Here is a 26,303-nt window from a genome sequence, read left to right as displayed (position 1 = left end):
TACACACAATCCAAAAAAAATTTCCACTTAAACAAAGTGCCCTTTTTACTCTTAAGTAAATCCTTAAACTTTGATCTCTACTTCAACTCCACTAGGCAATTCTAATTTCATTAAAGCATCAATAGTTTTAGATGAAGATGAATAAATATCAATCAATCTCTTGTATGACATTACTTCAAATTGCTCTCTCGCTTTTTTGTTAACGTGCGGAGAACGTAGCACTGTAAAAAGTTTTTTGTGAGTTGGTAATGGAATTGGTCCTGTTACTACTGCACCGGTACTCTTAACCGTTTTTACAATCTTCTCAGCAGACTTGTCTACCAACATGTGATCGTAAGATTTTAGTTTTATTCTGATTTTTTGACTCATTTTCTTAAAGATTAAGCGTTTCCTTTTGCTTTTTTGATTACTGCTTCTGAAATATTAGAAGGAGTTTCCGCGTAATGTGAAAATTCCATAGTAGATGTTGCTCTACCAGATGATAATGTTCTTAATGTCGTAACATAACCAAACATTTCTGATAACGGCACATCTGCCTTAATAGTTTTAGCACCAGCTCTATCACCCATATCATTAACCTGACCTCTACGACGGTTGATATCACCTACGATATCTCCCATGTTTTCTTCTGGTGTAATAACTTCCATTTTCATGATTGGCTCAAGAATAACAGCACCTGCAGCCTTAGCAACTTCTCTATACCCCATTCTTGCTGCTAACTCAAAAGAGAGTGCATCAGAATCGACAGGGTGAAAAGATCCGTCAGTTAAAGTTACTTTTAAACTATCCACTTGATAACCAGCCAAAGGACCCGTTTTCATAGCTTCTCTAAAACCTTTTTCTACAGAAGGAATATATTCCTTAGGTACGTTACCACCTTTTACAGCGTTAACAAACTGTAAACCAACAGGAACTTTACCGTCAACTTCATCAGCTGGCTCAAGTTTAAATACGATATCACCGAATTTACCACGACCTCCTGATTGTTTCTTGTATGTTTCTCTATGAATAGCAGTTTTTGTAAAAGCTTCCTTGTATTCAACTTGAGGCTCACCTTGGTTCACTTCAACTTTGAATTCACGACGCATTCTATCTACTAAGATATCTAAGTGAAGCTCACCCATACCAGAGATAATAGTTTGCCCTGAAGCCTCATCTGTTCTAACTGTAAACGTAGGATCTTCTTCAGCTAATTTAGCCAAAGCCATACCCATTTTATCTACGTCAGCCTTAGTTTTAGGCTCAATTGCAATACCAATTACCGGCGCAGGGAATTTCATAGACTCAAGAATAATTGGGTGTTTTTCATCACACAATGTATCTCCAGTTTTGATATCCTTAAATCCTACTGCTGCTCCAATATCACCTGCTTCGATATAATCGATTGGGTTTTGCTTGTTAGCATGCATTTGGTATATTCTTGAGATTCTTTCTTTATTTCCTGAACGTGTGTTCAATACATAAGAACCTGCATCTAAACGTCCTGAATAAGCACGGAAGAAAGCTAAACGTCCTACGAAAGGATCTGTAGCAATCTTAAATGCTAAAGCAGCGAATGGCTCTTTAACATCTGGCTTACGCAATATTTTAGTTTGATCTTCTTCTAATAATTCAGCATCATCAGGATGAATCCCTTCGATACCATCTTTATCCATTGGAGAAGGCAAGTATTTACAAACTGCATCCAACATAAATTGAACACCTTTGTTTTTAAAAGAAGAACCAGCAATCATCGGGATGATAGCCATGTCCATAACAGCTGCTCTTAATGCAATGTTGATTTCTTCCTCTGTAATAGAGTTTTCATCTTCCATGAATTTTTCAAGCAAATTCTCATCATAATCAGCTACTGCTTCAATAAGAATCGATCTGTATTCCTTAACTTCTTCAAGCATATCTTCAGGAATAGGCACAATATCATAAGTTGCTCCTAAACCTTCTTCATGCCATACAATAGCTTGGTTTTTTACCAAATCCACAACACCTCTGAAATCATTCTCTTCACCAATTGGCAAAGTGATCGCAACTGCGTTTGATTTTAACATATCTCTTACTTGTTGACATACCATCAAAAAGTTAGATCCTTGTCTATCCATTTTATTAACAAAACCAATACGAGGAACTCTATATTGATCCGCTAATCTCCAGTTAGTTTCTGATTGAGGCTCAACACCATCAACAGCACTAAACAAGAAAACTAATCCATCCAATACACGTAATGAACGATTCACTTCTACAGTGAAATCAACGTGTCCTGGAGTATCAATAATATTAAAGTGGTAAGGTAACGTCTCCGGCAACGGCTTTCCTTGTGTAGTTGGAAAATTCCACTCACAAGTTGTAGCAGCAGAAGTAATTGTAATACCTCTTTCTTGCTCTTGAGCCATCCAGTCCATTGTTGCAGCACCATCGTGTACTTCACCAATTTTGTGTGATTTACCAGTATAAAAAAGAATACGCTCTGTTGTTGTTGTTTTACCAGCATCAATGTGAGCAGCAATTCCTATATTTCTTGTATATTTTAAGTCTCTAGCCATTTCTTATGAATTAAAATCTAAAGTGAGAGAACGCTTTATTAGCTTCTGCCATTTTGTGAGTATCCATTCTTTTCTTAACAGCAGCTCCTTCTTCTTTAGCCGCAGCTAAACATTCTGAAGCTAACCTTTGAGCCATCGATTTTTCATTTCTTCTTCTTGCATAAAGTATTAACCACTTCATTGCCATAGAAATTTTTCTGTCTGGTCTAATTTGCATTGGAATTTGAAATGTAGCTCCACCAACTCTACGACTACGTACTTCTACGTGAGGCATAACGTTCGCTAAAGCATCTTTCCAGATGTCTAATGATGGTTTTTCTGCATCTTGCTTTTTAGCCTCTATAATGTCAATTGCATCATAAAATACTTTAAAAGCTGTTGATTTCTTACCGTCCCACATTAAGTTGTTCACAAAACGTGTTACCAATTGGTCGTTAAACCTTGGATCTGGTAAAAGTGGTCTTTTCTTTGCCGCTCTTTTTCTCATGTCTTTTTTTTAATAAAATGCTACACCTATACGAGCACGAAAAATCGTGTCACTACAAGAATAACGTTTTAAATTACTTTTTTGCTTCTTTTGGGCGTTTTGCTCCGTACTTAGATCTTCTTTGCGTTCTTCCTGCTACTCCTGACGTATCAAGCGCACCACGAACGATGTGATATCTAACTCCTGGCAAATCTTTTACCCTTCCACCCCTAACTAATACTATCGAGTGCTCTTGTAAATTGTGTCCTTCACCAGGGATGTATGCATTTACTTCATTACCATTTGTCAAACGTACACGCGCTACTTTACGCATTGCAGAGTTTGGTTTTTTTGGTGTTGTAGTGTAAACACGCGTACAAACCCCTCTTCTTTGAGGACAAGAATCTAAAGCAACCGATTTACTCTTCTTAGTCATCTGAGTTCTTCCTGTTCTTACTAATTGTTGAATTGTTGGCATAATTAATACTAAAAATTTATTATGTATATTTAATTCCCGCTTTTTACGGGGTTGCAAATGTATGAAATCTTTTTCACTCTACAAACGTTAATTCATTAAATTTAATTTCAAGTAAACATTTGTCATTTAACGTTATAAAGAATCTCGCTTATCCACTACGAAGCAGCAACGCACTCCCAATTTTGAAGCTATTTCACCTGCACCCACTCCGTAATTTGATTTTTACTACAAACCTTCGATATTTGCACTACTTTTATGAAAACTTAGAAATAAATTGAAATATTCCCTACTTCTTATTTTACTACTGACTTTTAGCATAAATTGTTACGCTCAAAACTTTGAACTGCAATTAAAAGCCAACTCCTTATTAGAAAATAAAACAATTGAGTCCTTAAACTACATTTCCAAGCACAAAAATATAAAATCAATAACCGAAGAAATCGAGGCCACCTCTCAGAAACTTTCAAAACTAGGATACATTGAAAACAGAATAATAGATCAACTCAGACAAAATGACTCTACCTATATAACATGGTTTAGCCTAGGAGTTAAAATAGAACTCCTACATATATATGTAGGGACTGATCCCATAATCACTAAACTACTAACACCCGCCCCAACACAAGACAGCATTTTTCTACCATACACCGATATTGAACGCTTTTTAAACGAAAACACCGCTGCCCTAGAAAGAAAAGGCTATTCACTCGCTAAACTTAAACTAACCAATATTCACAAGAAAAGAAATACCCTCTTTACTGATCTACAATTCGAATCAGAAAAAGCACGACAATTAAACGCTATTGTCATTAAACATAAAAATAAGGAACAAAACAAAAACTTCCCCGCTGGCTATCTAACACAAATTAATCGCAAATACCAAAACAAAACCTTTAATCAAGATATCGTAACTAAAATCTACAATGAATTTCAAAAATTTACTTTTGTATCTCAAACAAAATATCCTGAAATTTTATTCACAAAAGATTCTACTAAAGTTTACCTATATCTAGAAAACAAAAAATCAAACACTTTTGATGGCTACCTAGGATTCAGCAATAATGAGAATAAAAAAATAATCCTCAATGGCTACCTCGATCTAACTTTAGAAAACACCTTACAAGTAGGTGAAAAATTTTCACTCTACTGGAAAACCGACGGAAACAAACAAAGAATTTTCAACACCTCCTTAGAACTACCCTACTTATTCAAAACTCCGATTGGATTAAAAGCACAATTAAACATTTTCAAACAAGACAGCCTTTTCCAAAACACTAAAACCGCAATCGACATTAGTTATTTTATTGATCATAATACCCGATCCTATTTAGGATATCAATCAACTACATCTAGCGACATACAAAACGTCAATAACTCCATAATAACAGATTACAACAATACATTTACAACTGCTACTTTAGACTATTCAAAAATAGATATTAGTAACACCCTTTTTTCCGAAAAATCCGCACTCTTCATTAAAACAGGACTAGGAAAAAGAGAATCAAATAATCAAACAGAATCCAGCGAAAAACAAAAGCAATTTTTCATCGAGCTAGAGGCTATGCATAATTTATACTTGAACTCGAAACATAATATTAACCTGAAAACTCAGAATTATTATTTACATAGCTCAAACTACCTAAACAATGAATTATACCGCTTTGGCGGCGTAAATTCCATCAGAGGATTTATAGAAAACAGCTTGTCAGCAAACCTAATGACCGCTATCATTACAGAGTACCGCTACATCGTTTCTCCTAGCGTCTTCTTTCACACAATCCTAGACTACTGCTGGCTTCAAGACACTACAACAACCAAAAAAACGACAAGTTTATTAGGTATCGGAATAGGACTTGGCGTACAAACACCTAGCGGAATACTAAAAATATCAATGGCCAATGGAGGCGCTCAAAGTCAAAAAATAAATTTTTATAACACAATCGTCCATATAAGTTACAATGTTAAATTTTAGATGCGCGCATAAAAAAGCTTTTCTTTTATTAGGAATGTTAACAAATTATTAAGAGTTTTGTGTCACTAATTCAAAATAATTAAAAATGAAACTAAAGTTCAATGGAATCTTAGTACTACTTGTAGTACTGATGGCGCAACTAACTTTTGCGCAAGAGAGAACCGTGACAGGTGTTGTTTCTGACGATGCAGGAATGCCTATACCAGGTGTAAGTGTATTAGTTAAAGGAACTAAATCTGGCGCACAAACTGATTTTGACGGGAAATATGCAATTAAAGCTGCTCCAAGTCAAATTTTACTTTTTAGCTACATTGGGATGAAAACCCAATCCCTTTCTGCTACTTCAACGGTTGTAAATGTTACAATGATTGGAACTGCAGTAGAACTTGAAGGAGTTGTAGTAACTGCTTTAGGTATTAAAAGAGAGAAAAAAGCACTTGGATACGCAACACAACAAGTTAGTGGTGAAGAAGTATCTAATGTAAAAAGCTCGAATTTTGTAAACTCACTTTCTGGTAAAATTGCTGGTTTAGACATTAAAACATCGGGGAATTTCGGTGGGTCTACTCAAGTGGTTATTAGAGGTAACAACTCAATCGCTGGTAATAACCAAGCTTTATTTGTTGTTGATGGAGTGCCAATCGACAACGGTAATTCAAACGGTGCATCTCAACAAGCTGGTAGAGGTGGTTATGACTACGGTAATGCCGCGTCTGATATCAATCCAGATGACATTGAGTCTATTAACGTTCTAAAAGGAGCAGCTGCAACCGCACTTTACGGTTCTCGTGCTTCTAATGGTGTAGTTATGATTGTCCTTAAAAAAGGAAGAAGTCGTAAAGGTCTAGGTGTAACTATATCTTCTAGTTTAACTTTAGGAAATGCTGACAAAGAAACTTTACCTAAGTATCAAAACAAATACGGAGCAGGTTATGGTCCTTATTATGATTCTGCTGATGGTTACTTTAACTTAGCTGATATCAACGGAGATGGTATTGATGATTTAACAACTCCATTTACTGAAGATGCTTCATACGGAGCTGCATTCGACCCGAGTTTAATGGTTTACCAATGGAACTCAATTTACCCACAATTAACTGAAACTTTTGGAAAAGCAACTCCATGGGTAGCTGGTAAAAACAATCCAAATTCAGTTTGGGGTACAAGTAGTACTGCTGTTAACTCTGTTTCATTAGATGGTGGTACAGACAAGAGCTCATTTAGATTAGGTTTTACTAACTTATTAGCTGAAGGTAACTTACCAAACAGTAATATTAAAAGAAACACAATCACTTTTTCTGGATCACAAGATCTTTCTGATAAATTAACTGCTTCTGCTAGCTTCAACTTCATAAAAGCTGACGGTAAAGGTAGAAACGGTACTGGTTATTCTGCTGGTAACGTAATGCAACAATTTAGACAATGGAATCAAATGAACGTTGATTTTGGAGCGCAAAAAGATGCTTACTTCCTTACAGGAGATAACATCACATGGAACCCTAATGGTCCAAGCAACCTAAAACCTATCTATTCAGACAATCCATACTGGACTTTCTACGAAAACTACGAGACTGATACAAGATCAAGATATTTTGGTAATGTTGCATTAGACAACAAAATTACTGATTGGTTAAGTGCTATGGTACGTTTCTCTTTTGACACATACAGTGAATTACAAGAAGAAAGAATCAATGTTGGAAGTTCTGATGTATCTTCATACTACAGACGTAACAGTAATGTTTCTGAATATAATTATGATGCAATGTTAAATTTCAATAAAGATTTAACTGAAAAATTAAACTTAGAAGGAAACATTGGTTTCAACTTAAGAAACAATGTAAGAAACAGTATCGCTGCTCAAACTAATGGTGGTTTAAACTTAAGAAGTTTATATTCTCTTTCAAATAGTGTAACACCTATTAATGCTCCGTTAGAATATGATTCAAGCAGCATGGTTGACGGTGAATACATTAGAGCAAGTTTAGGATATGATGGTTTTGCTTTCTTAGAAGGGTCATACAGATCTGACCGTTCTTCTACATTACCAAAAGCTAACAACAGATTTGATTATTTCTCAGTTTCTGGAAGTTTAGTTTTCTCTCAACTAGTTGACGCTCCATGGTTATCATTTGGTAAAGTAAGAGCAAATTACGCTGAAGTTGGTAGTGCTACAGATCCTTACAATGTATTTAATACATTCAATATTGGAACTCCATTTAACGGAACTGGAATCGCATCGAATCCTGGTGCTCAAGCTAACTTGAATCTTTTACCTGAGAGACAAGAAAGTTATGAACTTGGACTAGAAATGTCTTTCTTAAATAGACGTGTTGGTTTTGACGTATCATATTACAATAATCAAAACATCAACCAAATTACAGCTATTCCATTATCTACTTCAACTGGATACTCTCAAGCTTTATTAAATGCTGGAACTATCGAAAATAAAGGAATTGAAGTACAATTTAATGCTACTCCATTTAAAACTACTGATTTCAGATGGGATTTAAACTTAAACTGGACACAAAACAAAAGTTTAGTTGTTGAATTATTAAACGGAATTGAAAACTTGCAATTAGCTAGTTTACAAGGTGGAATTTCAATCAATGCAACTCCAGGACAACCATACGGAACAATAAGAGGTAGTGATTTTATTTACGCTGACAATGGTCAACCTATTATCAACCAAACAGGATCTGCTAGTAGAATTGGTACATACCAAAGAACTGGTGAGAGTAATAACGTAATTGGAGATATTAATGCTGACTGGAAAGCTGGTCTAAACAACAGCTTTACATACAAAAACTTAAATTTAAGTTTCTTAATCGACATGCAAAAAGGTGGAGATGTTTTCTCTCTTGATACATGGTATGGTTACGCTACAGGGATGTATGATTTCTCTGCTGCAAATAACGAACTAGGAAATCCAGTAAGAGACATCGTTACAGGTACTCCTGGTAACTACGGTGCTAATTCAGGTGGTGTAATCTTACCTGGTGTTGCTCCTGATGGAACAACAAATACAGTAAGAGCTAATGCTAATATCTATGCAAACGCATGGGGTTACGCAAGAGCTCCTAATAAACTGCATGTTTATGATGCTGGGTATATTAAATTGCGTGAAGCAAGTTTAACTTACAACTTTGGTGCTAAAACATTAGACAGATTGCCTTTCACTACAGCTTCGCTTTCAATCATCGGAAGAAACTTATGGATTATCGACAAAAATACCCCATATTCAGATCCTGAAGCAGGTTTAAGTTCTGGAAACGTTCAAGGTTACCAATCTGGTGCTTACCCTTCTATTAGAGAAATTGGAGCAAGTCTTAAATTACAGTTTTAAAAAAAAAAATTATGAAAAAAATAATATTAACAGCGTTATCTATTCTAGCATTAGTATCGTGTCAATCTAATGACGCATACGAAGACTTAAATAGAGATCCCAAGAATCCAACTAAGGTTGATGCAGCGTTTTTATACAACAATGCAACCAAAAGTTTAGTTGACCAAATGACAAGTACCAATGTAAACACTAACATTTTTAGAATGTTAGGACAACACTGGACTGAAACAACGTACGTAGATGAAGCAAATTATGACTTCAATACACGTAACATCACGAATGCACACTGGTCTGAAATGTACAGAGATGTGATTCTAGATTTATCTACTGCAAAAACTAATACTGAAGCAACTGCTATCAGTCCTAGTTTTACTCAAGCAACTAAAGAATCAAGACTAGCACAAATCGAAATCTTAAGTGTTTATGCTTGGGCTAACTTAGTTGAGACTTTTGGAGATATTCCTTATTCTCAATCATTAAACCCAGGTACTTATGTTTTACCTGTTTATGATGATGCAGCTACTATTTACTCTGACCTACTTACACGTTTAAATGCTGCAATTCCAAATCTAACTAATAGTGGTTTTGGTGCTTCAGATCCAATTTACGCTGGAAACGCAGCTTCTTGGAAAAAGTTTGGTAATTCATTAAAATTAAGAATGGGTATCCGTATCGTAGACGTTCCTGCAATGTCAGCTAAAGCACAATCAGCAATCACAACTGCCGTTAGTGGTGGAGTTTTCACTTCAAATGCAGACAATGCAACTTTGAAATACGAGAGCGCTGCTCCTAATACTAATCCAGTATGGGTTGACTTAGTACAATCTGGAAGATCTGATTTCGTCATAGCTAACACATTAGTTGACTTCATGAACAATCTTGATGATCCAAGGAGATCAGTTTACTTTGATCAAAATTTAGGTACAGGAATATACAAAGGTGGACCTTACGGTGAAAACAATAGCTTTTCATCTTACACTCACGTAAGTAGTATCGTTACTGACCCTACAAACCCTGCCTCTTTATTAGACTACGCAGAAGTAAACTTCTATTTAGCAGATGCAGCTGAACGTTCTATTTCAGGAACTCCTGTTTCAGCACCAGGTTTTTACACTAAAGGTATCACAGCTTCATTTGAACAATGGGGAGCTACAGGTTTAGCAGCTTACTTACTTAATCCTAAAGTAGCTTATGCTACTGCACCAGGAACATGGAAAGTAAAAATTGGAAATCAACTTTGGTTAGCAATGTACAACAGAGGTTTTGAAGCATGGACTGCTTGGAGAACTTATGACATGCCAGGTTTCAACCTACCTGCTGTATCTGGACTACCTGTTCCTACAAGATATACATATCCAATTAGCGAACAAAACTTAAATAAAACTAACTATACTGCTGCTTCTACAGCAATAGGTGGTGATAAACAAACAACAAAACTTTTCTGGGATAAAAACTAAGAAACTATTGTTAGATTAAAATCTATTAAAGGCTACCCAATGGGTAGCCTTTTTTATTGCCAAATCTGAATAAAATGTAATATTAAATCACTATCAATTGAATAAAACACAACTTCCTTTCTTCAAATGTTGCTCATCTAATAACTTGTTAATAGTGTCCATACTATTATCCTACATTGTCCATATGCTTACGTCAATCCATTATCTACAGTAGCCACGACCAAAAAAAGAACAACATTATCCGATTAAATATTATTAAAATTTCCATTCAAAAACTCGTGCTTTTTTTTTATATCTTTGCGCCATGGAAAAAGAACATCAAATATTTGGGATTAGAGCAATAATCGAAGCTATTCAAGCAGGTACTACAGTAGACAAAGTCTATATTCAGAAAGAAGCGAGCAGCGAATTAATGAAAGACTTAATGAAAGTGATGAAGCGTGCCAATGTAAACTTCTCTTATGTTCCTGTAGAAAAATTAAATCGATTAACGCCAAACAATCACCAAGGTGCTGTAGCAAGTATCTCTCCTATTTCCTTTTTTGATTTAGAGACCTTGATTGAAACCGTGGTTGAAAACGGAAAAAAACCATTATTTCTTATACTAGATCAGATTTCTGACGCACGTAATTTTGGTGCTATCATCAGAACTGCTGAATGTACTGGAGTAAACGGTATTATAGTTCAAAAAGCAGGTTCAGCTCCAGTAAATGGCGATACTGTAAAAACATCAGCAGGAGCAGTATTTAATATACCTATTTGTAAAGTAGAACATATCAAAGACGCTATCTTTCTTTTGCAAGCGAGCGGAATTAAAACTATTGCTGCCACCGAAAAGACAGACACTACTATTTATAACGTTTCCTTAAACGAGCCCGTAGCAATTATAATGGGATCTGAAGATCGTGGTGTAAACCCATCAGTATTGAAGATTGTAGACGAAAAAGCTAAACTGCCTATGTTTGGAACTATTGGATCTTTAAATGTATCTGTTGCTTGTGGTGCTTTTTTATACGAAGTACTAAGACAAAGAAGCTAAGCCTTATTAAAGGGAATTCTAGATAAAAAAAATGAATCAAGACTCCGGTTTTGATTCATTTTTTTTATTTACAACAATCTCATAATCCACGGCTACATTTGAGGTGAAATAACCTGACATTAATCCAGCCTCTTCCTCTTCTACTACTGGACTATTCACAAAATTCCCGTTCTCGTCAAAACGTTGCATAAATTTATCATCTGTGGAATCATAATCAGGCTGTTCCCAATCGTATTTGACTGGCTTTTTATACTCTGGTGTCTTATAAACGAAAGAAAGCACAAAACCACTTATCAAACCTGCCAAATGCCCTTCCCAGGAAATGGTATCATCTACCTTTGGAAAAACATACCAAAGCATTCCTCCATATATGATTATCACAGCAAGGGATAAAGCAACTAAACGATAATATCTGGTCAATATTCCTTTAAAAAAGATGAAGGCGACTAGAACATAGATTAACCCACTGGCTCCAATATGATAGTTTGACCTACCAATTAACCAGGTCAAAATCCCAGAAAACAAAATACCATATCCTATAACTGCGTACGATTGTTTTGCATAAAAAAACTGTAAAGCCGCTAACAAAACTAGCAAAGGCATCGAATTATTGTAAAGATGATTCAAATCTGAATGAATGAAAGGACTAAAAACAACTCCTTGTAAACCAGAGAATGTACGAGGATAGATTCCGTTTCTATCAAAATCAAAACCAAATCGAATTTCCATCCAATAGATAAACCAAAGGAACAACACGAAAAAAAGTGGCACTCCTACAACAGCATTGGTAAACTTGAATTGATTGTCGTTCATTTTTTAGATTTTGAGTTATAGAAATCGGAATTGATATTGACACTGAACTATTGATTTCAAAAACAGAACCAAAGTAAATCTAGTGCTATTTTGTCATAAAGTTAACTAGGTAATTAGAATATTTGTTGATTTGGTGGTTGCAATATCATAAATTTGAATATTCAAAGTTATTTTGATTTACGATTGAAGATTAACGAATTTAGATTTCAGATTTAAAAAGACAAATGGAAGCACCTTTAGCAGAAAGAATACGCCCACAAAAACTAGACGACTACATAAGTCAATCCCATCTTGTGGGACCAAATGGTTCTTTAACCCAACAAATAGCAAAAGGAATTATCCCTTCACTAATACTATGGGGCCCGCCGGGAACGGGCAAAACGACATTAGCACAAATCATTGCGCAAGAATCAAAACGTCCTTTTTATATTTTAAGCGCCATCAATTCAGGCGTGAAAGACATCAGGGATGTAATTGAAAAAGCAAAACAAAGCGGAGGCCTTTTTACTACTAAGAATCCGATTTTATTTATAGATGAAATTCATCGTTTTAGTAAATCACAGCAGGATTCTTTATTAGCCGCAGTTGAAAAAGGATGGATCACTTTAATAGGTGCCACAACCGAAAACCCCAGCTTTGAAGTTATTCCCGCCTTATTGTCCCGCTGTCAAGTTTATATCCTAAATGCGTTCACAAAAGACGATTTAGAGTCCTTATTACAACGCGCTTTGAAAACGGACGAGCTTCTCGCCTCAAAAAACATTGAATTAAAGGAAACAGAGGCGTTATTGCGACTTTCTGGCGGCGACGGACGTAAGCTATTAAATATATTTGAACTAGTCGTAAATGCATCCGCTGAAACTGAAATCACCATCACCAACGATAGGGTTTTTGCATTGGTACAGCAAAACACAGTATTATATGACAAAAGTGGTGAACAACATTATGACATCGTTTCGGCATTTATAAAGTCAATTCGTGGCAGCGATCCTAATGGAGCTGTTTACTGGCTTGCCAGAATGATTGAAGGTGGAGAAGACGTCAAATTTATTGCTCGAAGAATGCTTATTCTATCAAGTGAAGATATTGGAAATGCGAACCCTACAGCTTTCATAATGGCTAACAACACTTTTCAAGCAGTTGCAACAATCGGCTATCCAGAAAGTCGGATAATCTTAAGTCAATGTGCCATCTATTTAGCTACGTCTCCAAAAAGCAATGCCTCCTATTTAGCAATTGGCACAGCCCAACAGTTAGTAAAGCAAACTGGTGACCTACCCGTCCCTATCCATTTGCGAAATGCACCTACTAAACTAATGAAAGAATTAGGTTACGGTGACGAATATAAATACTCGCATGACTTTGCCAATAATTTTGCCGACCAGGAATTTTTGCCTGACGCAGTCAAAAACACACCGCTATATGTTCCTGGAAATAATTCCAGAGAAAATACAACCAGAGATTTTTTAAAAAATCGTTGGAAAGGAAAATACGGTTATTAACGAAAGAGGTTCTAAGAAGTAACGCTTAGCTGTACTTCTTAGAACCTTTTTAATTTTCGGAATTATAAATCTATTTAAAACTTAACTTCGATTTTTTCTGAAATTAAATTTTCGTTTTTATAGTATTGAAAAAACCAATCTGCTCCTTTAGCAATTAAAACTCCTTGATTATCCCCTTTTATTGCTATGAAACAACTAGGGCTAGATGTTTTAAATACTTTCATCACCACTTTTGGCGTAGTATCTACTAATTGATATCCATTGGCTACCGGCTGTGCATAAAGGAATTTAACAGATGTTTCTGAGTTGATTTCCTTCACAGGTACAGCAACTTTCTCTACTACCACTTCCCTTACTTCAACTATCTCTTCTTTGATTGACTTCATGCCAATATTAGATTCAGCTTTAGCTCCATTATACTTATAGTTTAAAGCTTCTACCGATTCGAAAGCTTGACTCAAGCATTCTGTATAAGCCGCTTCATAATCTTTTTCTTTACTTCTTCCAGTAGCTGATTGAAAAACAATCTTTCCATTGCAGTCTTTTAAAGTAATGAATAGTTTAGTAATCAAAAAACCACCTTCTTTTTGCAAATCAAAATACAACAAATCACATCTTTCGCCAAACCCCATTGGCGTCGTTTCATTGTTATAAAAAGCCTCAAAACCGGCCTTCTTTAAATTGAATTTTGACAAGGTCGTAAGACGGTATTGATTTTCCTCTTTCAGGAAATCAAATTTCACGGGAACAATCACCGCTTTATAATCATTTACAGACTGCGAGTAACTATTTCCTGCAGTAACAAAATATATTTTCTCATAATTTAAAGGTAATTTTTTAATTCTAATAAATGGTTTACTTGTTTGATATGATTCCCAATCTGGGTTTTGTTTTCATTAAAAAAAATGGCGTCCAGCCCCATATCTAGAGCTCCTTGTACATCAGCATCAAGAGAATCTCCTATCATGATACTGTTTTCTTTTTTGGCTTTAGCCAAATCTAACGCATATTCAAAAATAATGGGATTGGGCTTCTTTACCCCTGCCATATCAGAATTTGTAATGGTATGAAAATAGTCATGCAACTTAGAATTTTTAATTTTCCTTTGTTGGACGTCCGCAAAACCATTAGTAATGATGTGCAGCTTATAATTTTCATTTAAATAATCCAAAATCTCAAAAGTCCCATCAAAAAGATGGTTATTATCTGGTAATAATTGGATGTATTCCTGCGCTATGCTTTCAATTTGCTCATCAGAAACGAAATAATTGATTGCATCAAAAGAATGTTTCAACCTATTGTATCGCAATTCCTCATGTGAAATCTTATCGTATTGATACAATTTCCAGCACGCCTGATTTATGGGCACGTATTTTTCGATGAAAATCTTAATTTCTACTTCGGGGTGACTTCTTTGAAAGATCCCTTCAAAAGTCATCTCTGAATTTTTATCAAAATCCCAAAGCGTATGATCTAAGTCAAAAAAGACATCTTTTATATTCTCAATTTTCATTTTAATTCTTTTTAAAATATTCCTTCGTCAACAAAACTAAAATAACCAAATTCGGTCACAATTAAATGATCTAACACTTTTATTTCTAGGCTGTCTCCGGCAGTTCTTAATTTCTTGGTTATTTGTTTATCGGCTTCACTTGGGACTAATGTTCCTGAAGGATGGTTGTGACATAGTATCAATCCAGTTGCTCCCATTTCAAGTGCCATTTTAAAAACCAATCTCACATCTACTAAAGTTCCAGTAATTCCGCCCTTACTCAATTGCGATTTTGACAGAATCTTGTTTGAATTATTCAAATAAACGATCCAAAACTCTTCATGCGGCAATTCACCAATTATAGGTTGCATAATCTCGAAAATCATTTTACTCGAAGTGATTTTAACCAATTCTACCGCATCTTCAGATCTTCTTCGTCTCCCTAATTCTAATGCGGCGATAATGGAAATTGCTTTGGCCTCGCCTATTCCTTTAAAAACCATTAACTGTGAAATAGACAACTTCCCTAAGGCATTGAGGTTATTATCGACACTCTTTAAAATCCTTTTACTTAAATCTACCGCCGATTCATTTCGACTTCCAGAGCCAATTAAAATAGCAATTAATTCAGCATCACTCAGCGCACTTTTGCCTTTAAGCATTAGCTTTTCACGTGGTTTATCGTCTTCGGACCAATTAGTAATAGGGAAAAAAGCGTTTTCAGACATTGGCTAATTCTTTAAATTTGTTTCCGCATGCAAATACTATTTTTCAAACCCAGGTAGGGCTCATAATTCTCAACTATCGCGTAGCCACATTTCTGATACATACCAATAGCCTCTGTCTGTCTAATACAAGGTTTCCAAAACTGAAAACGAAAACCCTAACTCTACACCCCATTGTTCTAGTTCCTGTAAAATATTTTGTGCAAAACCATTACCTCTAGCTTCAGGTAAAACAAACATACGCTTTATTTCAATCGCATCTTTTCCCTTTTTCTTAAAGCACCCACAAGCAACCGCCTTGTTATCTCGATACATAACCACAACATTAGGGTTTATTTCTAAAATATTATTTCCCCAATAATCAGATTTCAGTTCTGGATAACTTTCCCATAGACTTTGATCTAATGCTGCTACCAAAGTTATAAAATCTTCATTTTTGCTAGTCGTTTTACTGAACCTTATGTTATCATCCATTTTTAATCCATTGAACAATTACTCAATCAATCCTTTTACCTCATCAAAATTTAATCCACCATAATTTCCTGAACTCATCAACAGTAATGCTGAGTTTTCTAGATTTAAATTAAACAGGTACTCTTTAAAGTCTTTTGGATTTGTATAGATAATCAAGTCTTTTCTATTAAAAGCTTGAGCAATCTGATCGTAGGTAACCTCTTCCAATTGTTTGATTTTTACCGCATCTGGAGAATAGAAAACAACCGCAATATCTGCATATTCCAACGCTCCTTCGTATTCTTTCAAAAATTCCGAATTCAAACTACTGTACGTATGCAATTCTAAACAAGCAACTAAAGTTCTATCTGGATATTGTTCTTTGACGGCTTTGGTCGTCGCAGCCACCTTACTTGGTGAGTGCGCAAAATCTTTATAAGCTACTTTATTTTTACTTTCCGCAATTTTTTCTAATCGTTTTGAAGCTCCTTTAAAACTAGCTATCGCTTCATAGAAATCAGCTTCGTCAACGCCCATGTTTTGGCAAATCCATTTGGCTCCAGCCAAATTATTTAGATTATGAGCACCAAACACCTCAATAGGCATATCGCCCTCAGGAGTTTCTAACAGAGTCGTTCCGTTCTCTACTTTATAATTTGGAGTAGTATAGGGTAATCTACGGGTTGGATTTATCGCTGCTTCTGACACACGTTTCACTTCTGCATCATCTTCATTGTAAACTAAAATTCCGCCACGAGTAATTTTTTCGACAAAAATCTCAAACTGTTCCACATAATTCTCATAGGTAGGAAAGACATTGATATGATCCCAAGCGATTCCTGATATCAAAGCAATATTAGGTTGATACAAATGGAATTTGGGCCTTCTATCAATTGGCGAAGACAAATACTCATCTCCTTCTAAAACGATAAAATCATTTTCTTCGGTAAGATGAACCATAGTATCAAAACCATCTAATTGTGCCCCTACCATATAGTCGACAGCGATATCGTGGTAATGCATCACATGAAGAATCATGGATGTTATAGTTGTTTTCCCATGAGAACCACCTATAACTACACGTGTTTTATTTTTTGATTGCTCATACAAGAACTCTGGATAGGAATAAATTTTCAACCCTAATTCCTGTGCTTTCAATAATTCGGGGTTATCCGCTTTAGCGTGCATTCCCAAAATTACTGCTTCAATATCATTTGTGATTTTTTCTGGGAACCAGCCCAATTCTGCAGGTAGAATTCCTTTTTTATCTAAACGCGACTTAGAAGGCTCAAAGATTGCATCGTCACTTCCCGTTACTTTATATCCTTTGTTATGTAATGCTAATGCTAGGTTGTGCATAGCACTCCCTCCTATGGCGATGAAATGTGTTCTCATTTATGTTTATTCGATTATGCGTTTGTATGTTAAATTAACCAGACAAATTATTACTTATTGACCTGATTCTTCTTCTTGTATTCTTCCAAGGTTACTCTGGCTCTCTCAGGCTGATTCATCTTATTTTTATATAAGTCGGCGAGCATTTTATAACTCTCTACCGAACTGCCTACCGCAATTGCTTTTTTGTACTGAAGCTCTGCAGCCTTATACCTTTTATAATATTCTTCGATACGACCTCTTGACATATAACCATCAACTGGAGATAATTTCAACAATTCATTCGAGTATCGTATTGCTTTACCTTCACTGCCACCTACAATCCTTGGCAACTGAATATTTAACTCTATCAAAGCCCATCTCGAATCAATATGTCCTGGATCAAGTTTAATTGCTTTTTCGAATGATTCTCTAATATCATCTATCATTCCAAGAGCTCTAAATTTATTTACTTCCAAAGCGCGCATCCCAGTTGCTCCTCCAAATTTGTAAAAATAATCGGCCTCTGATGGCTTTAAGTCCTTCAGTTTTTCATAATAACCTATAGCTTCTTCCCATGACTTGCGACTACCTGCAATATCACCTAAATACTCAATTATTTTTAAATTTGATGGATCTGTTTTCAACAATGCTTCAAAGATAGGTTGCGCTTGTTCGTACTTCTCCTCTTTGAATAGTTTCTCTGCTTTGTCAAAACTGGATTGGGACCAAATCATCATTGGTAAGAATAAAAAGAGATATACAATTTGTTTCATTCCTCAAAAATAAGGAAATTTATAATTGTAATCCGGTATCATTATGAAAGCTTTGACATTTTAAACTAAAAAATCTACCTCATTTATTACAGAGATGCGATTTAATTCTTCAAGAACAGGTAGTAGTCTCTCCAATAATTTTTGCCAAAAACTTAAAAGAAATAGAATTCTACTCATTATTAAAAATGCTGGTTATACTAATCGCAACAGAAAAATAAATAAAAACTTACAATAAATAGTCTTATATTCACGTGATAAAATATTTTAATTTTTATAAAGCTGCATGAAAAAATTATTCTTATTCTTCCTTTTGACATCTCTGCCCGTAATAGCCCAACAATTTGACAAAAAATGGGATGCCGTTATCGCATTAGAAAAAGCAGGCAAAATTAAATCAGCACATACTCTCGTAGATAAAATATACAACAAAGCCGTTTCCAGTAATAATGAAGAACAGCTGATACGATGTTTCTTTTATAATTCAAAATACATTCAAACAGTAGAAGAAGACTCCCAAACCAAAATTTTAAACAATCTAAAACACCAAATAAAAACCGTTTCAGAGCCGTCAAAAGCAATTTTGAATTTGATTTATGCAAAATGCTTGAATGACTATTATTCAGAGAACAACGGTAAAATATACAATAGAACCACTACAGACAGCTTAGATACTGATTTTCTATTATGGTCAAATAAAAATTTTAAAAAGCAAATTAGCCTTGCATTCGCCAAAAGCATCGCAAACGAAGCAATTTTAAAAAAAGCTTCTCTGAAGTCCTATCAATCTCTATTTGACTATTATTCTCCAGAAAAACTAAACGAACAAAATTTATATGAGTTCCTATTGAATGAAAACATTAATTACTTCACTAAAACTCTATATTCTTGGAATATAGAAACCTCCATTTTCGCAAAGTCAAAAGATACTTTATACGGTGATTCAAATACCTTTCAATCCTTAAACCTTGATTTAGTAAAGGATGACCATTTAAAAAAGCTTATCACTCTATATCAAAAAAAAGAAAATAACAACAACTCTTTAGACAATCGCTTCTCGCGCATGCAATTCTGCTACAAGTATTTAAACAAAAATGCTACCGATTATTTAAATGCTTTAGATCAAATACAAGACAAGGATATTCCTCTTTTACTCTTACAAGATATCCAAATTGAAAAGGCAAATCTATACACGACGCTTGCGTCAAAAGACAGCCATCCTGATTACAACCTAAAAGCAATCGCATTATTCGACACTATCTTGTCTACAAAAAGCAGATCTAATGCTTACAAACGAGCCTTTCAAAGAAAACATGAATTAGAAAAGAAAAATCTAGACATTCGACTTTTAGAGAAAAGTTATAATAACGAAAACACAAGAGCTTTCGTAAATTATAAAAACATAAATACACTTAGCATTTCTTACTTCAAAATTGATCAGAAAACGATCTCAAAACTCAAAGACTGGAGAATGCACATGAAAAAAGATAGTATTGCCGCAACTATAATCGAGAAAAACACCTTAGTAAAAAGCATTACAAAAGCATTACCAAATAAGAATGACTACTTCAGTTATTCTACTGAAATCCTACTGCCCCAACTTGAAACCGGCTGTTATTTAGTTTATTTTGAAAGTGATTCAGATATAAAAAACACTAAAGCATTTGCATACGAAACGATTACAGTAACTAACCTTACCGTACTGACTGATTATAAAAATGAAACCAACTATTATCAAATATTGGATCGAAAAACGGGAAAACCGATAGAGAAAGCTTCTATAAAATTTAATAACACAGAAATAGTCACTGACAAAAATGGTTACGCTGGTTCTAAACGGGATGACAATATTCAAAACTACTTTGATATAATAGTAACAAAGGAGAATGACACCTTAACTGTTTCTAATAGAAATCGCTATGAAAACAATACTTTCTATAAAAAAAGTACTGATGCTAAAATTGAGTTTTATCTAGATCGAGCCATTTATCGACCCGGACAAACCGTTTATTATAAAGGAATTGTTTTCCAAAAAAAAGCAAATGAAACTAGAATCGTCCCCAATATTTTGATGAAAATTATCGTTAAAGACAACAATAATAAAAACATCCAAAATTTTGAAGTGACCACCAATTCCTTTGGTTCTTTTTCTGGGGAATTTCAGCTTCCACAGAATGGGCTAACCGGTAATTTCACATTTCAAGCAGAGGAGCCGGACAGCAGTAAAAAAGGTGAACATCCATTTTGGGATACGGTGAATTTTGAAAATTCAGGTACTCGCTTTAGGGTGGAAGAATACAAACGCCCCAAATTTGAAGTTGCTTTTGACCCTATAAAAGAGAGCTACGAAGTCAATCAAAAAATTCGAGTTGAAGGTTTCGCTAAATCATTTTCGGGAGCGACTATATCTGATTCAAAGGTAAAATACAGAATTTCCTATATGGTTTATAGTGTCTATGACAATTCTTATAGATATAAAGGACAAGGAGGAGCAACTGGCAGCGGGGAGACAACCACCGATGCCTATGGCAAGTTCAATATTGATTTTATAGCCAATGCTAACCAACGTTTTCCAAAAGAAGACCGCCCTATTTATAAATTCTATATTGATGCCGATGTAACAGATAGTAACGGTGAAACACATACGGCAACACAAACAATCAACGTAGGATATCATACCATGAATCTTGACATAACTATTCCCAAAGAAATCAACACCAAAGATAAAAACGCAGTCGAGATTAACAGTAAAAACCTTAACGAGCAGTTTGCAGCAATTAAGGGTGAAGTCAACCTCTACTTTCTTAAGAGTTTTCCAAATAAAATTAAGCCAAGAGTATGGCCCATTCCTGAAATTGAAGCCATTTCAAAACAGGATTTTGAAAGCTTATTCCCCTTCGAAAATAATGAAAAACCAGTAGACGAAAAAGAGCTGGGAACATTAGTCTATTCTAAAAAGGTTGATACAGAAAAAGACAAAGCTATTGCGCTTGATTTTATTTCAAATTACCAATCAGGATATTATAAATTTGTTTTTACGGCAACAGATATCAATGAGCTTCCGTTAGAAAAACAAGTATTATTTAAAATCAATCAAAGTTCAGAAAAATTAGACTTTAACAAACTACTTTCGATTGAGCAACTTAATAAGAACCCAAAAAAAGACGGCTTTGTATTACTTAACATCAAGTCTGTCATTCCTAACCACTATTTCAAAATAATGGCATCTTATGCGAATAAGCTCTTTTATGATGAAAACAAAACATTAGAAAACAACGAGCTCCTACTTAAAATCCCTTTACAAAGACAATTTGAAAAATCAATAAAAATTGGCCTAGAATCCATATTTGAAAACCAATCCTTTACTCAGGAACTGGAGGTAGTCTTAAAAGCGGAAGAAACCAGCTTAGATTTTACTGTTGAAAGCTTTAGAAACAAAATACAACCAGGAAGCACTGAAAATTGGTCTTTTAAATTAGCTCCAACCAATACTGTGCTAGAGGCTGAAGTATTAGCTTCCATGTACGATAGTTCATTAGATCAATTTGCTAAAGGGTTTTGGAATCCGCTAACTCTCGACCGATATGTATACAATAGTATTTCCTATAGAAACAAACTTGGTTTTAATAAAACGTCCGCCACTTTACGCAATCTAAACACCACTTTATACAGCCCGGTTTTTATTGATAAAAGAACCCAACTACTGTGGTTTGGATTTAATTTCGCTGACCCCAAAGACTATGCAACAATTTCCAAGTATCAAAAATTCCTTTCGAAACAAAATAAAAATCCGCAAACCACAAGCTCGATTTCTGGTATTATTACGGATGAAAACGGAGATCCATTGCCCGGCGCCAGTATTACACTAAAAGGAACTCAAACAGCTACAACTAGTGACTACGAAGGCTATTTTGAAATCAATGCTTCACAATCAGAAACCTTAGTTATTGCTTATATTGGGTACCAGACTCAGACAATTCTAATTGATAAGAATAACGAAATGAATATTAATTTACAACCAGAATCTGGAAGTCTAGAAGAAGTTGTAGTGACAGCCTACGGTATTAATAAAGAAAAAAAAGCACTAAGTTATGCTACTCAAACACTTGATCGAAAAGTAAGCGCTGAAACAATTAGAGGCGCTGCCGGCGAAAGAATTGTTGAGGAAGACAATCAAATATACAATACCGCAGGGATAGAAATATCTTTAGAAGGAAGTGCTGCGGGAAAAATGATAAAAAGTGCTGCAAAAAATAAAGATATTGCAAATGCTATCTATATTATTGATGGAAACTTTGCGTCTAAAAACCAAGCTATCATGCTAGACTATTTAAACATTCTTTCCATCGAAGTTCTAGAGAAAGACCAAGCAACGACAAGATATGGAACAAAAGGAGAAAATGGAGCAGTAATAATCACTACTAACAAGGCATTAAAAGCCCTTTCTGAAATTAAAAGCCGAACTAATCTATCAGAAACTGCCTTTTTCTATCCAAATTTAAAAACGGATAAATCAGGAAAAATTAGTTTCAATTTTACCTCCCCTGAGGCATTAACAGCTTGGAAATTACGCCTATTCGCCCACAATAAAAAAGCAGTTTCTGGTTATCTGGAAAAAATTATTGTTACCCAAAAAGACCTAATGGTAATACCCAATTTCCCTCGTTTCTTTAGAGAAAAAGACAGTATTCAAATTATTAGTAAAATTGTAAATATGACCAGCGAACCCAAAATAGGAATTGCTGTTTTGCAACTTTTTGACGCTACCACAATGGAATCAGTAGACACCAAGATGCTGAACACAAAAAGTTTGAAAAATTATTCAATACCTGCGTTTGGAAATACGACTGTAAGTTGGAACATCTATATTCCGCAAGGAATACAAGGAGTACAGTACAAGGTTTTAGCTAAAGCCGACAACTATTCTGATGGGGAAGAAAACATCATACCCGTTTTGACTAACAATATACTCGTTACGGAGAGTATTCCTTTATGGGTTCGCGAAAACTCAAAGAAAGAATACACTTTTGAGAACTTAAGAAACAATGCATCCACAAGCTTACGCAATCATCAATTCACGCTAGAATACACTTCAAATCCAACTTGGCTTGCATTACAATCCTTGCCTTACTTGATGGAATACGAGCACGAAGGTGCTGAGCAAACCTTTGCTCGTTTCTATGCCAATGCTTTGGCTGGAGAAGTCATCAATAGCAATCCTAAAATCGCCGTTGTTTTTGAAACTTGGAGAAAAAACGAAAAACACAATTCAAAACTGGAAGAAAACGAAGAACTAAAATCGATACTTCTTGCTGAAACCCCATGGGTAAATGATGCGCAAAGCGAAGAAGAAAAGAAACAGCAATTGGCAACACTTTTTGACTTAGAAAAAATGAAAAATGCTCAAGAAGCTACTTTCGACAAATTAAAACAAAAGCAAAAAGCATCAGGAGGATTTCCGTGGTATGGCGGTAATGAAGAAAACGAATACATCACACGACATATTCTAGCAGGATTAGGTCATTTAAAAAAAATAAATACAGATGATGCGACCAACGCCAAAATAGATGAAATTTCAAAAAGTGGAATCCCGTTCCTTGATATCAAATTCTTAGAAAACCATAAACAAAGAACGAACAATCTAAAAAATGGCGAAAAACTGATTTGGATGCATCCCTACTCCAATTTGCATTATCTCTATACTCGTACTTTCTATTTGAAAAACTATCCGCTTTCGGATACATTGAAAAAAGCAACAAAAATATATGTTGACAGTGCCAAAGAAAATTGGCTAAGTTATTCTTTATACGAAAAAGGGATGGCAGCATTAGTCCTGAATCGTTTTGGAGAACCGGCTGCCGCCAAAATAATAATCGAAAGTCTAAAAGAAACGGCTTCCAATAACGAAGATTGTGGTATGTATTGGATTGCTAATAAATCAGGTTGGTATTGGTATCAAGCACCTATAGAAACTCAAGCTTTACTGATCGAAGCTTTTACGGAAGTTAGCAATGACACCAAGTCAGTGGATGCTATGAAAGTTTGGTTATTAAAAAATAAACAAGCTAAAAACTGGCCTACGACAAAAGCCACAACTGAAGCTGTATATGCCTTACTAATGCAAGGTACCGATTGGTTGAGCGTAAAAGACAATACAATTATCAAGATAGGAGACGAAAAAATCCTAACGAAGAAATTGAATACAAACGAAAAAGAAGCAGAAACAGGCTACTTAAAACTGAATTGGAAAGCCTCTGAAATCACAAAAGAAATGGCATCTATTAAAATCGAAAACAAATCCAAAGTTCCAGGTTACGGAGGTGTTTACTGGCAGTATTTTGAAGATTTAGACAAAATAAAAACCAATTCGGATACTAGTTTATCTGTTTCTAAAGAGCTGTATTTAAAGAAAAACACAGATAAAGGCACAGTGTTACAAAAAATAATCACTAACAATCCATTAAATATAGGCGATTTAGTTACTGTCCGTTTAATTATCTCTACCAAAGAAGATATGGAATTTGTACATTTGAAAGACATGAGAGCCTCTTGTTTTGAGCCTATCGATGTTTTATCCAATTACCAGTACAAAGACAATTTAGGATTTTATAAAAGCACTAAAGACGCTGCAACTCATTTCTTTTTTGACAAAATCGACAAAGGAACCTACGTTTTAGAATATGATGTTAGAGTGAATAACAAAGGAAACTTTTCTAATGGAATTAGCACAATCCAAAGCATGTATGCTCCAGAATTTTCTAGTCATACCAAAGGAATTAAGGTGCAAGTCGCAAATTAACACAGAAAGCTAAAAACCGTTTCAATTTCTTGAAACGGTTTTTTTATAAGTGAAAAATGATTAATTAATCATTCAACATTTTCCATAGTTTGTCTTTCAATTCTGTCAATCCTTGTTGGGCAACAGAGGAAATAAACATATAAGGAATACCTTTGAAGGAAACGTCTAATTCTTCTTTCAGTTCTGCTTTTAGATCATCATCCAGCATATCACATTTAGAAATAACAACCATGCGTTCCTTGTCCAGCATTTCTGGATTGTATTTTGTTAGTTCGTTTACCAAAATATCATATTCTCCTTTAATATCTGGTGTATCCACAGGAACTAAGAATAATAGTGTTGAATTTCTTTCGATATGTCTCAAGAAATAATGTCCTAATCCTTTTCCCTCTGCAGCACCTTCTATAATACCCGGAATATCTGCAATTACAAAAGATTGAAAATCCCTGTACGCTACAATTCCAAGGTTTGGTTTTAAAGTTGTAAACGGGTAATCAGCAATTTTTGGTTTAGCTGATGTTAGAACAGACAATAGCGTTGATTTTCCAGCATTTGGGAAACCTACTAAACCTACATCTGCTAAAACTTTAAGCTCCAGAATTACATCCATCTCCGTTCCAGGTAATCCAGGTTGAGAATATCTTGGCGTTTGGTTTGTAGAACTTCTAAAGTGCCAGTTTCCTAAACCACCTTTACCACCTCTGGACAACACTTGTTTCTCGCCATCATCAGTGATTTCAAACAAGGTTTCACCAGTTTCTTTGTCTTTTACAACAGTTCCTAAGGGTACTTCAATGAATTTATCGTCACCATCAGCTCCTGTACTTCTGTCTCCGCTTCCATCACCGCCGCTTCCAGCTTTGATATGACGTGCAAACTTAAGGTGAAACAAAGTCCAAAGTCCTTTATTTCCTACTAGATATACGTGTCCTCCACGACCTCCATCACCTCCATCAGGACCACCTTTTTCAATAAATTTTTCTCTATGTAAATGCGTAGATCCTTTTCCTCCTTTACCGGATGAAACAAATATTTTTACGTAATCTACGAAATTCCCTTCAGTCATAACTTTTTTTT

The 26,303-nt window shown here is 35.0% G+C and carries 18 protein-coding genes; 6 read left to right on the top strand and 12 right to left on the bottom strand.

What is annotated here, in order from left to right; genetic code table 11:
• Positions 1-63: 63 nt before the first annotated feature.
• The 4 genes from rpsJ to rpsL all read right to left on the bottom strand — a co-directional run bounded on the left by rpsJ (position 64) and on the right by rpsL (position 3,481).
• Positions 64-369 (bottom strand): 30S ribosomal protein S10, encoded by a 306-nt coding sequence (gene rpsJ, locus BLV35_RS13975; protein WP_011963470.1) that lies wholly within the window; start codon positions 367-369, stop codon positions 64-66.
• Positions 370-380: 11 nt separating this feature from the next.
• On the bottom strand, positions 381-2,537 hold the full coding sequence (gene fusA, locus BLV35_RS13970) for an elongation factor G (RefSeq protein ID WP_091091581.1): 2,157 nt from the start codon (positions 2,535-2,537) through the stop codon (positions 381-383).
• Positions 2,538-2,547: 10 nt separating this feature from the next.
• Positions 2,548-3,024 (bottom strand): 30S ribosomal protein S7, encoded by a 477-nt coding sequence (gene rpsG, locus BLV35_RS13965; protein WP_091091578.1) that lies wholly within the window; start codon positions 3,022-3,024, stop codon positions 2,548-2,550.
• A 73-nt stretch (positions 3,025-3,097) separates the two neighbouring features.
• The gene (rpsL, locus tag BLV35_RS13960; RefSeq protein ID WP_022828353.1) at positions 3,098-3,481 is read right to left on the bottom strand and encodes a 30S ribosomal protein S12; all 384 of its coding nucleotides are present in this window, start codon (positions 3,479-3,481) and stop codon (positions 3,098-3,100) included.
• Between the two features lie 274 nt (positions 3,482-3,755).
• Here rpsL and BLV35_RS13955 point away from each other — a divergent pair, with 274 nt between their 5' ends.
• The 4 genes from BLV35_RS13955 (at position 3,756) to rlmB (ending at position 11,295) form a co-directional block, all read left to right on the top strand.
• Positions 3,756-5,456: a BamA/TamA family outer membrane protein gene (locus BLV35_RS13955; RefSeq protein WP_091091576.1), complete on the top strand. Its 1,701-nt coding sequence runs from the start codon at positions 3,756-3,758 to the stop codon at positions 5,454-5,456.
• Positions 5,457-5,541: 85 nt separating this feature from the next.
• The gene (locus BLV35_RS13950) at positions 5,542-8,799 is read left to right on the top strand and encodes a SusC/RagA family TonB-linked outer membrane protein (RefSeq protein WP_091091572.1); all 3,258 of its coding nucleotides are present in this window, start codon (positions 5,542-5,544) and stop codon (positions 8,797-8,799) included.
• 11 nt (positions 8,800-8,810) lie between these two features.
• Positions 8,811-10,256: a SusD/RagB family nutrient-binding outer membrane lipoprotein gene (locus BLV35_RS13945; RefSeq protein WP_091091568.1), complete on the top strand. Its 1,446-nt coding sequence runs from the start codon at positions 8,811-8,813 to the stop codon at positions 10,254-10,256.
• A 304-nt stretch (positions 10,257-10,560) separates the two neighbouring features.
• Positions 10,561-11,295 (top strand): 23S rRNA (guanosine(2251)-2'-O)-methyltransferase RlmB, encoded by a 735-nt coding sequence (gene rlmB, locus BLV35_RS13940; RefSeq protein WP_091091565.1) that lies wholly within the window; start codon positions 10,561-10,563, stop codon positions 11,293-11,295.
• A 36-nt stretch (positions 11,296-11,331) separates the two neighbouring features.
• On the opposite strand, the gene BLV35_RS13935 is transcribed toward rlmB, so the two are convergent.
• Complete coding sequence (locus tag BLV35_RS13935) at positions 11,332-12,108, bottom strand: rhomboid family intramembrane serine protease (protein WP_091091562.1); 777 nt, start codon at positions 12,106-12,108, stop codon at positions 11,332-11,334.
• 224 nt (positions 12,109-12,332) lie between these two features.
• On the opposite strand from BLV35_RS13935, the gene BLV35_RS13930 reads away from it, so the two are divergent.
• Complete coding sequence (locus BLV35_RS13930; protein ID WP_091091558.1) at positions 12,333-13,610, top strand: replication-associated recombination protein A; 1,278 nt, start codon at positions 12,333-12,335, stop codon at positions 13,608-13,610.
• Positions 13,611-13,684: 74 nt separating this feature from the next.
• On the opposite strand, the gene BLV35_RS13925 is transcribed toward BLV35_RS13930, so the two are convergent.
• From BLV35_RS13925 to BLV35_RS13900, 6 genes are all read right to left on the bottom strand, one after another.
• Complete coding sequence (locus BLV35_RS13925) at positions 13,685-14,353, bottom strand: hypothetical protein (protein WP_245712064.1); 669 nt, start codon at positions 14,351-14,353, stop codon at positions 13,685-13,687.
• A gap of 80 nt (positions 14,354-14,433) precedes the next feature.
• Complete coding sequence (locus tag BLV35_RS13920; RefSeq protein ID WP_091091549.1) at positions 14,434-15,123, bottom strand: YjjG family noncanonical pyrimidine nucleotidase; 690 nt, start codon at positions 15,121-15,123, stop codon at positions 14,434-14,436.
• 11 nt (positions 15,124-15,134) lie between these two features.
• A complete protein-coding gene (gene radC / locus BLV35_RS13915) occupies positions 15,135-15,830 on the bottom strand; it encodes a RadC family protein (RefSeq protein ID WP_091091544.1) in 696 nt (231 codons plus the stop codon).
• A 120-nt stretch (positions 15,831-15,950) separates the two neighbouring features.
• A complete protein-coding gene (locus BLV35_RS13910; protein WP_245712063.1) occupies positions 15,951-16,301 on the bottom strand; it encodes a GNAT family N-acetyltransferase in 351 nt (116 codons plus the stop codon).
• 18 nt (positions 16,302-16,319) lie between these two features.
• Positions 16,320-17,675 carry a UDP-N-acetylmuramate--L-alanine ligase gene (locus BLV35_RS13905; protein ID WP_091091540.1) on the bottom strand — a complete coding sequence of 452 codons (1,356 nt, stop codon included), beginning with the start codon at positions 17,673-17,675 and terminating at the stop codon, positions 16,320-16,322.
• A gap of 50 nt (positions 17,676-17,725) precedes the next feature.
• On the bottom strand, positions 17,726-18,430 hold the full coding sequence (locus BLV35_RS13900) for a tetratricopeptide repeat protein (protein ID WP_091091537.1): 705 nt from the start codon (positions 18,428-18,430) through the stop codon (positions 17,726-17,728).
• Positions 18,431-18,713: 283 nt separating this feature from the next.
• On the opposite strand from BLV35_RS13900, the gene BLV35_RS13895 reads away from it, so the two are divergent.
• On the top strand, positions 18,714-25,226 hold the full coding sequence (locus BLV35_RS13895; RefSeq protein ID WP_091091533.1) for an alpha-2-macroglobulin family protein: 6,513 nt from the start codon (positions 18,714-18,716) through the stop codon (positions 25,224-25,226).
• Between the two features lie 64 nt (positions 25,227-25,290).
• On the opposite strand, the gene obgE is transcribed toward BLV35_RS13895, so the two are convergent.
• Positions 25,291-26,292, bottom strand: coding sequence for a GTPase ObgE (gene obgE, locus BLV35_RS13890; RefSeq protein ID WP_091091531.1), 1,002 nt, complete (start codon positions 26,290-26,292; stop codon positions 25,291-25,293).
• Positions 26,293-26,303: the final 11 nt, after the last annotated feature.

It is taken from the genome of Flavobacterium gillisiae (assembly GCF_900107635.1).
Classification (GTDB): domain Bacteria; phylum Bacteroidota; class Bacteroidia; order Flavobacteriales; family Flavobacteriaceae; genus Flavobacterium; species Flavobacterium gillisiae.
The sequence above is the reverse complement of the archived record's forward strand: the minus strand, read 5'-3'. Positions and strand labels throughout refer to the sequence as shown.

Excerpts from the sequence above, each read along its gene's own strand:
- rpsJ (WP_011963470.1), bottom strand. The coding sequence starts at position 369 with ATGAGTCAAAAAATCAGAATAAAACTAAAATCTTACGATCACATGTTG.
- fusA (WP_091091581.1), bottom strand. The coding sequence starts at position 2,537 with ATGGCTAGAGACTTAAAATATACAAGAAATATAGGAATTGCTGCTCAC.
- rpsG (WP_091091578.1), bottom strand. The coding sequence starts at position 3,024 with ATGAGAAAAAGAGCGGCAAAGAAAAGACCACTTTTACCAGATCCAAGG.
- rpsL (WP_022828353.1), bottom strand. The coding sequence starts at position 3,481 with ATGCCAACAATTCAACAATTAGTAAGAACAGGAAGAACTCAGATGACT.
- BLV35_RS13950 (WP_091091572.1), top strand. The coding sequence starts at position 5,542 with ATGAAACTAAAGTTCAATGGAATCTTAGTACTACTTGTAGTACTGATG.
- BLV35_RS13945 (WP_091091568.1), top strand. The coding sequence starts at position 8,811 with ATGAAAAAAATAATATTAACAGCGTTATCTATTCTAGCATTAGTATCG.
- rlmB (WP_091091565.1), top strand. The coding sequence starts at position 10,561 with ATGGAAAAAGAACATCAAATATTTGGGATTAGAGCAATAATCGAAGCT.
- BLV35_RS13935 (WP_091091562.1), bottom strand. The coding sequence starts at position 12,108 with ATGAACGACAATCAATTCAAGTTTACCAATGCTGTTGTAGGAGTGCCA.
- BLV35_RS13930 (WP_091091558.1), top strand. The coding sequence starts at position 12,333 with ATGGAAGCACCTTTAGCAGAAAGAATACGCCCACAAAAACTAGACGAC.
- BLV35_RS13920 (WP_091091549.1), bottom strand. The coding sequence starts at position 15,123 with ATGAAAATTGAGAATATAAAAGATGTCTTTTTTGACTTAGATCATACG.
- radC (WP_091091544.1), bottom strand. The coding sequence starts at position 15,830 with ATGTCTGAAAACGCTTTTTTCCCTATTACTAATTGGTCCGAAGACGAT.
- BLV35_RS13910 (WP_245712063.1), bottom strand. The coding sequence starts at position 16,301 with ATGGATGATAACATAAGGTTCAGTAAAACGACTAGCAAAAATGAAGAT.
- BLV35_RS13905 (WP_091091540.1), bottom strand. The coding sequence starts at position 17,675 with ATGAGAACACATTTCATCGCCATAGGAGGGAGTGCTATGCACAACCTA.
- BLV35_RS13900 (WP_091091537.1), bottom strand. The coding sequence starts at position 18,430 with ATGAAACAAATTGTATATCTCTTTTTATTCTTACCAATGATGATTTGG.
- BLV35_RS13895 (WP_091091533.1), top strand. The coding sequence starts at position 18,714 with ATGAAAAAATTATTCTTATTCTTCCTTTTGACATCTCTGCCCGTAATA.
- obgE (WP_091091531.1), bottom strand. The coding sequence starts at position 26,292 with ATGACTGAAGGGAATTTCGTAGATTACGTAAAAATATTTGTTTCATCC.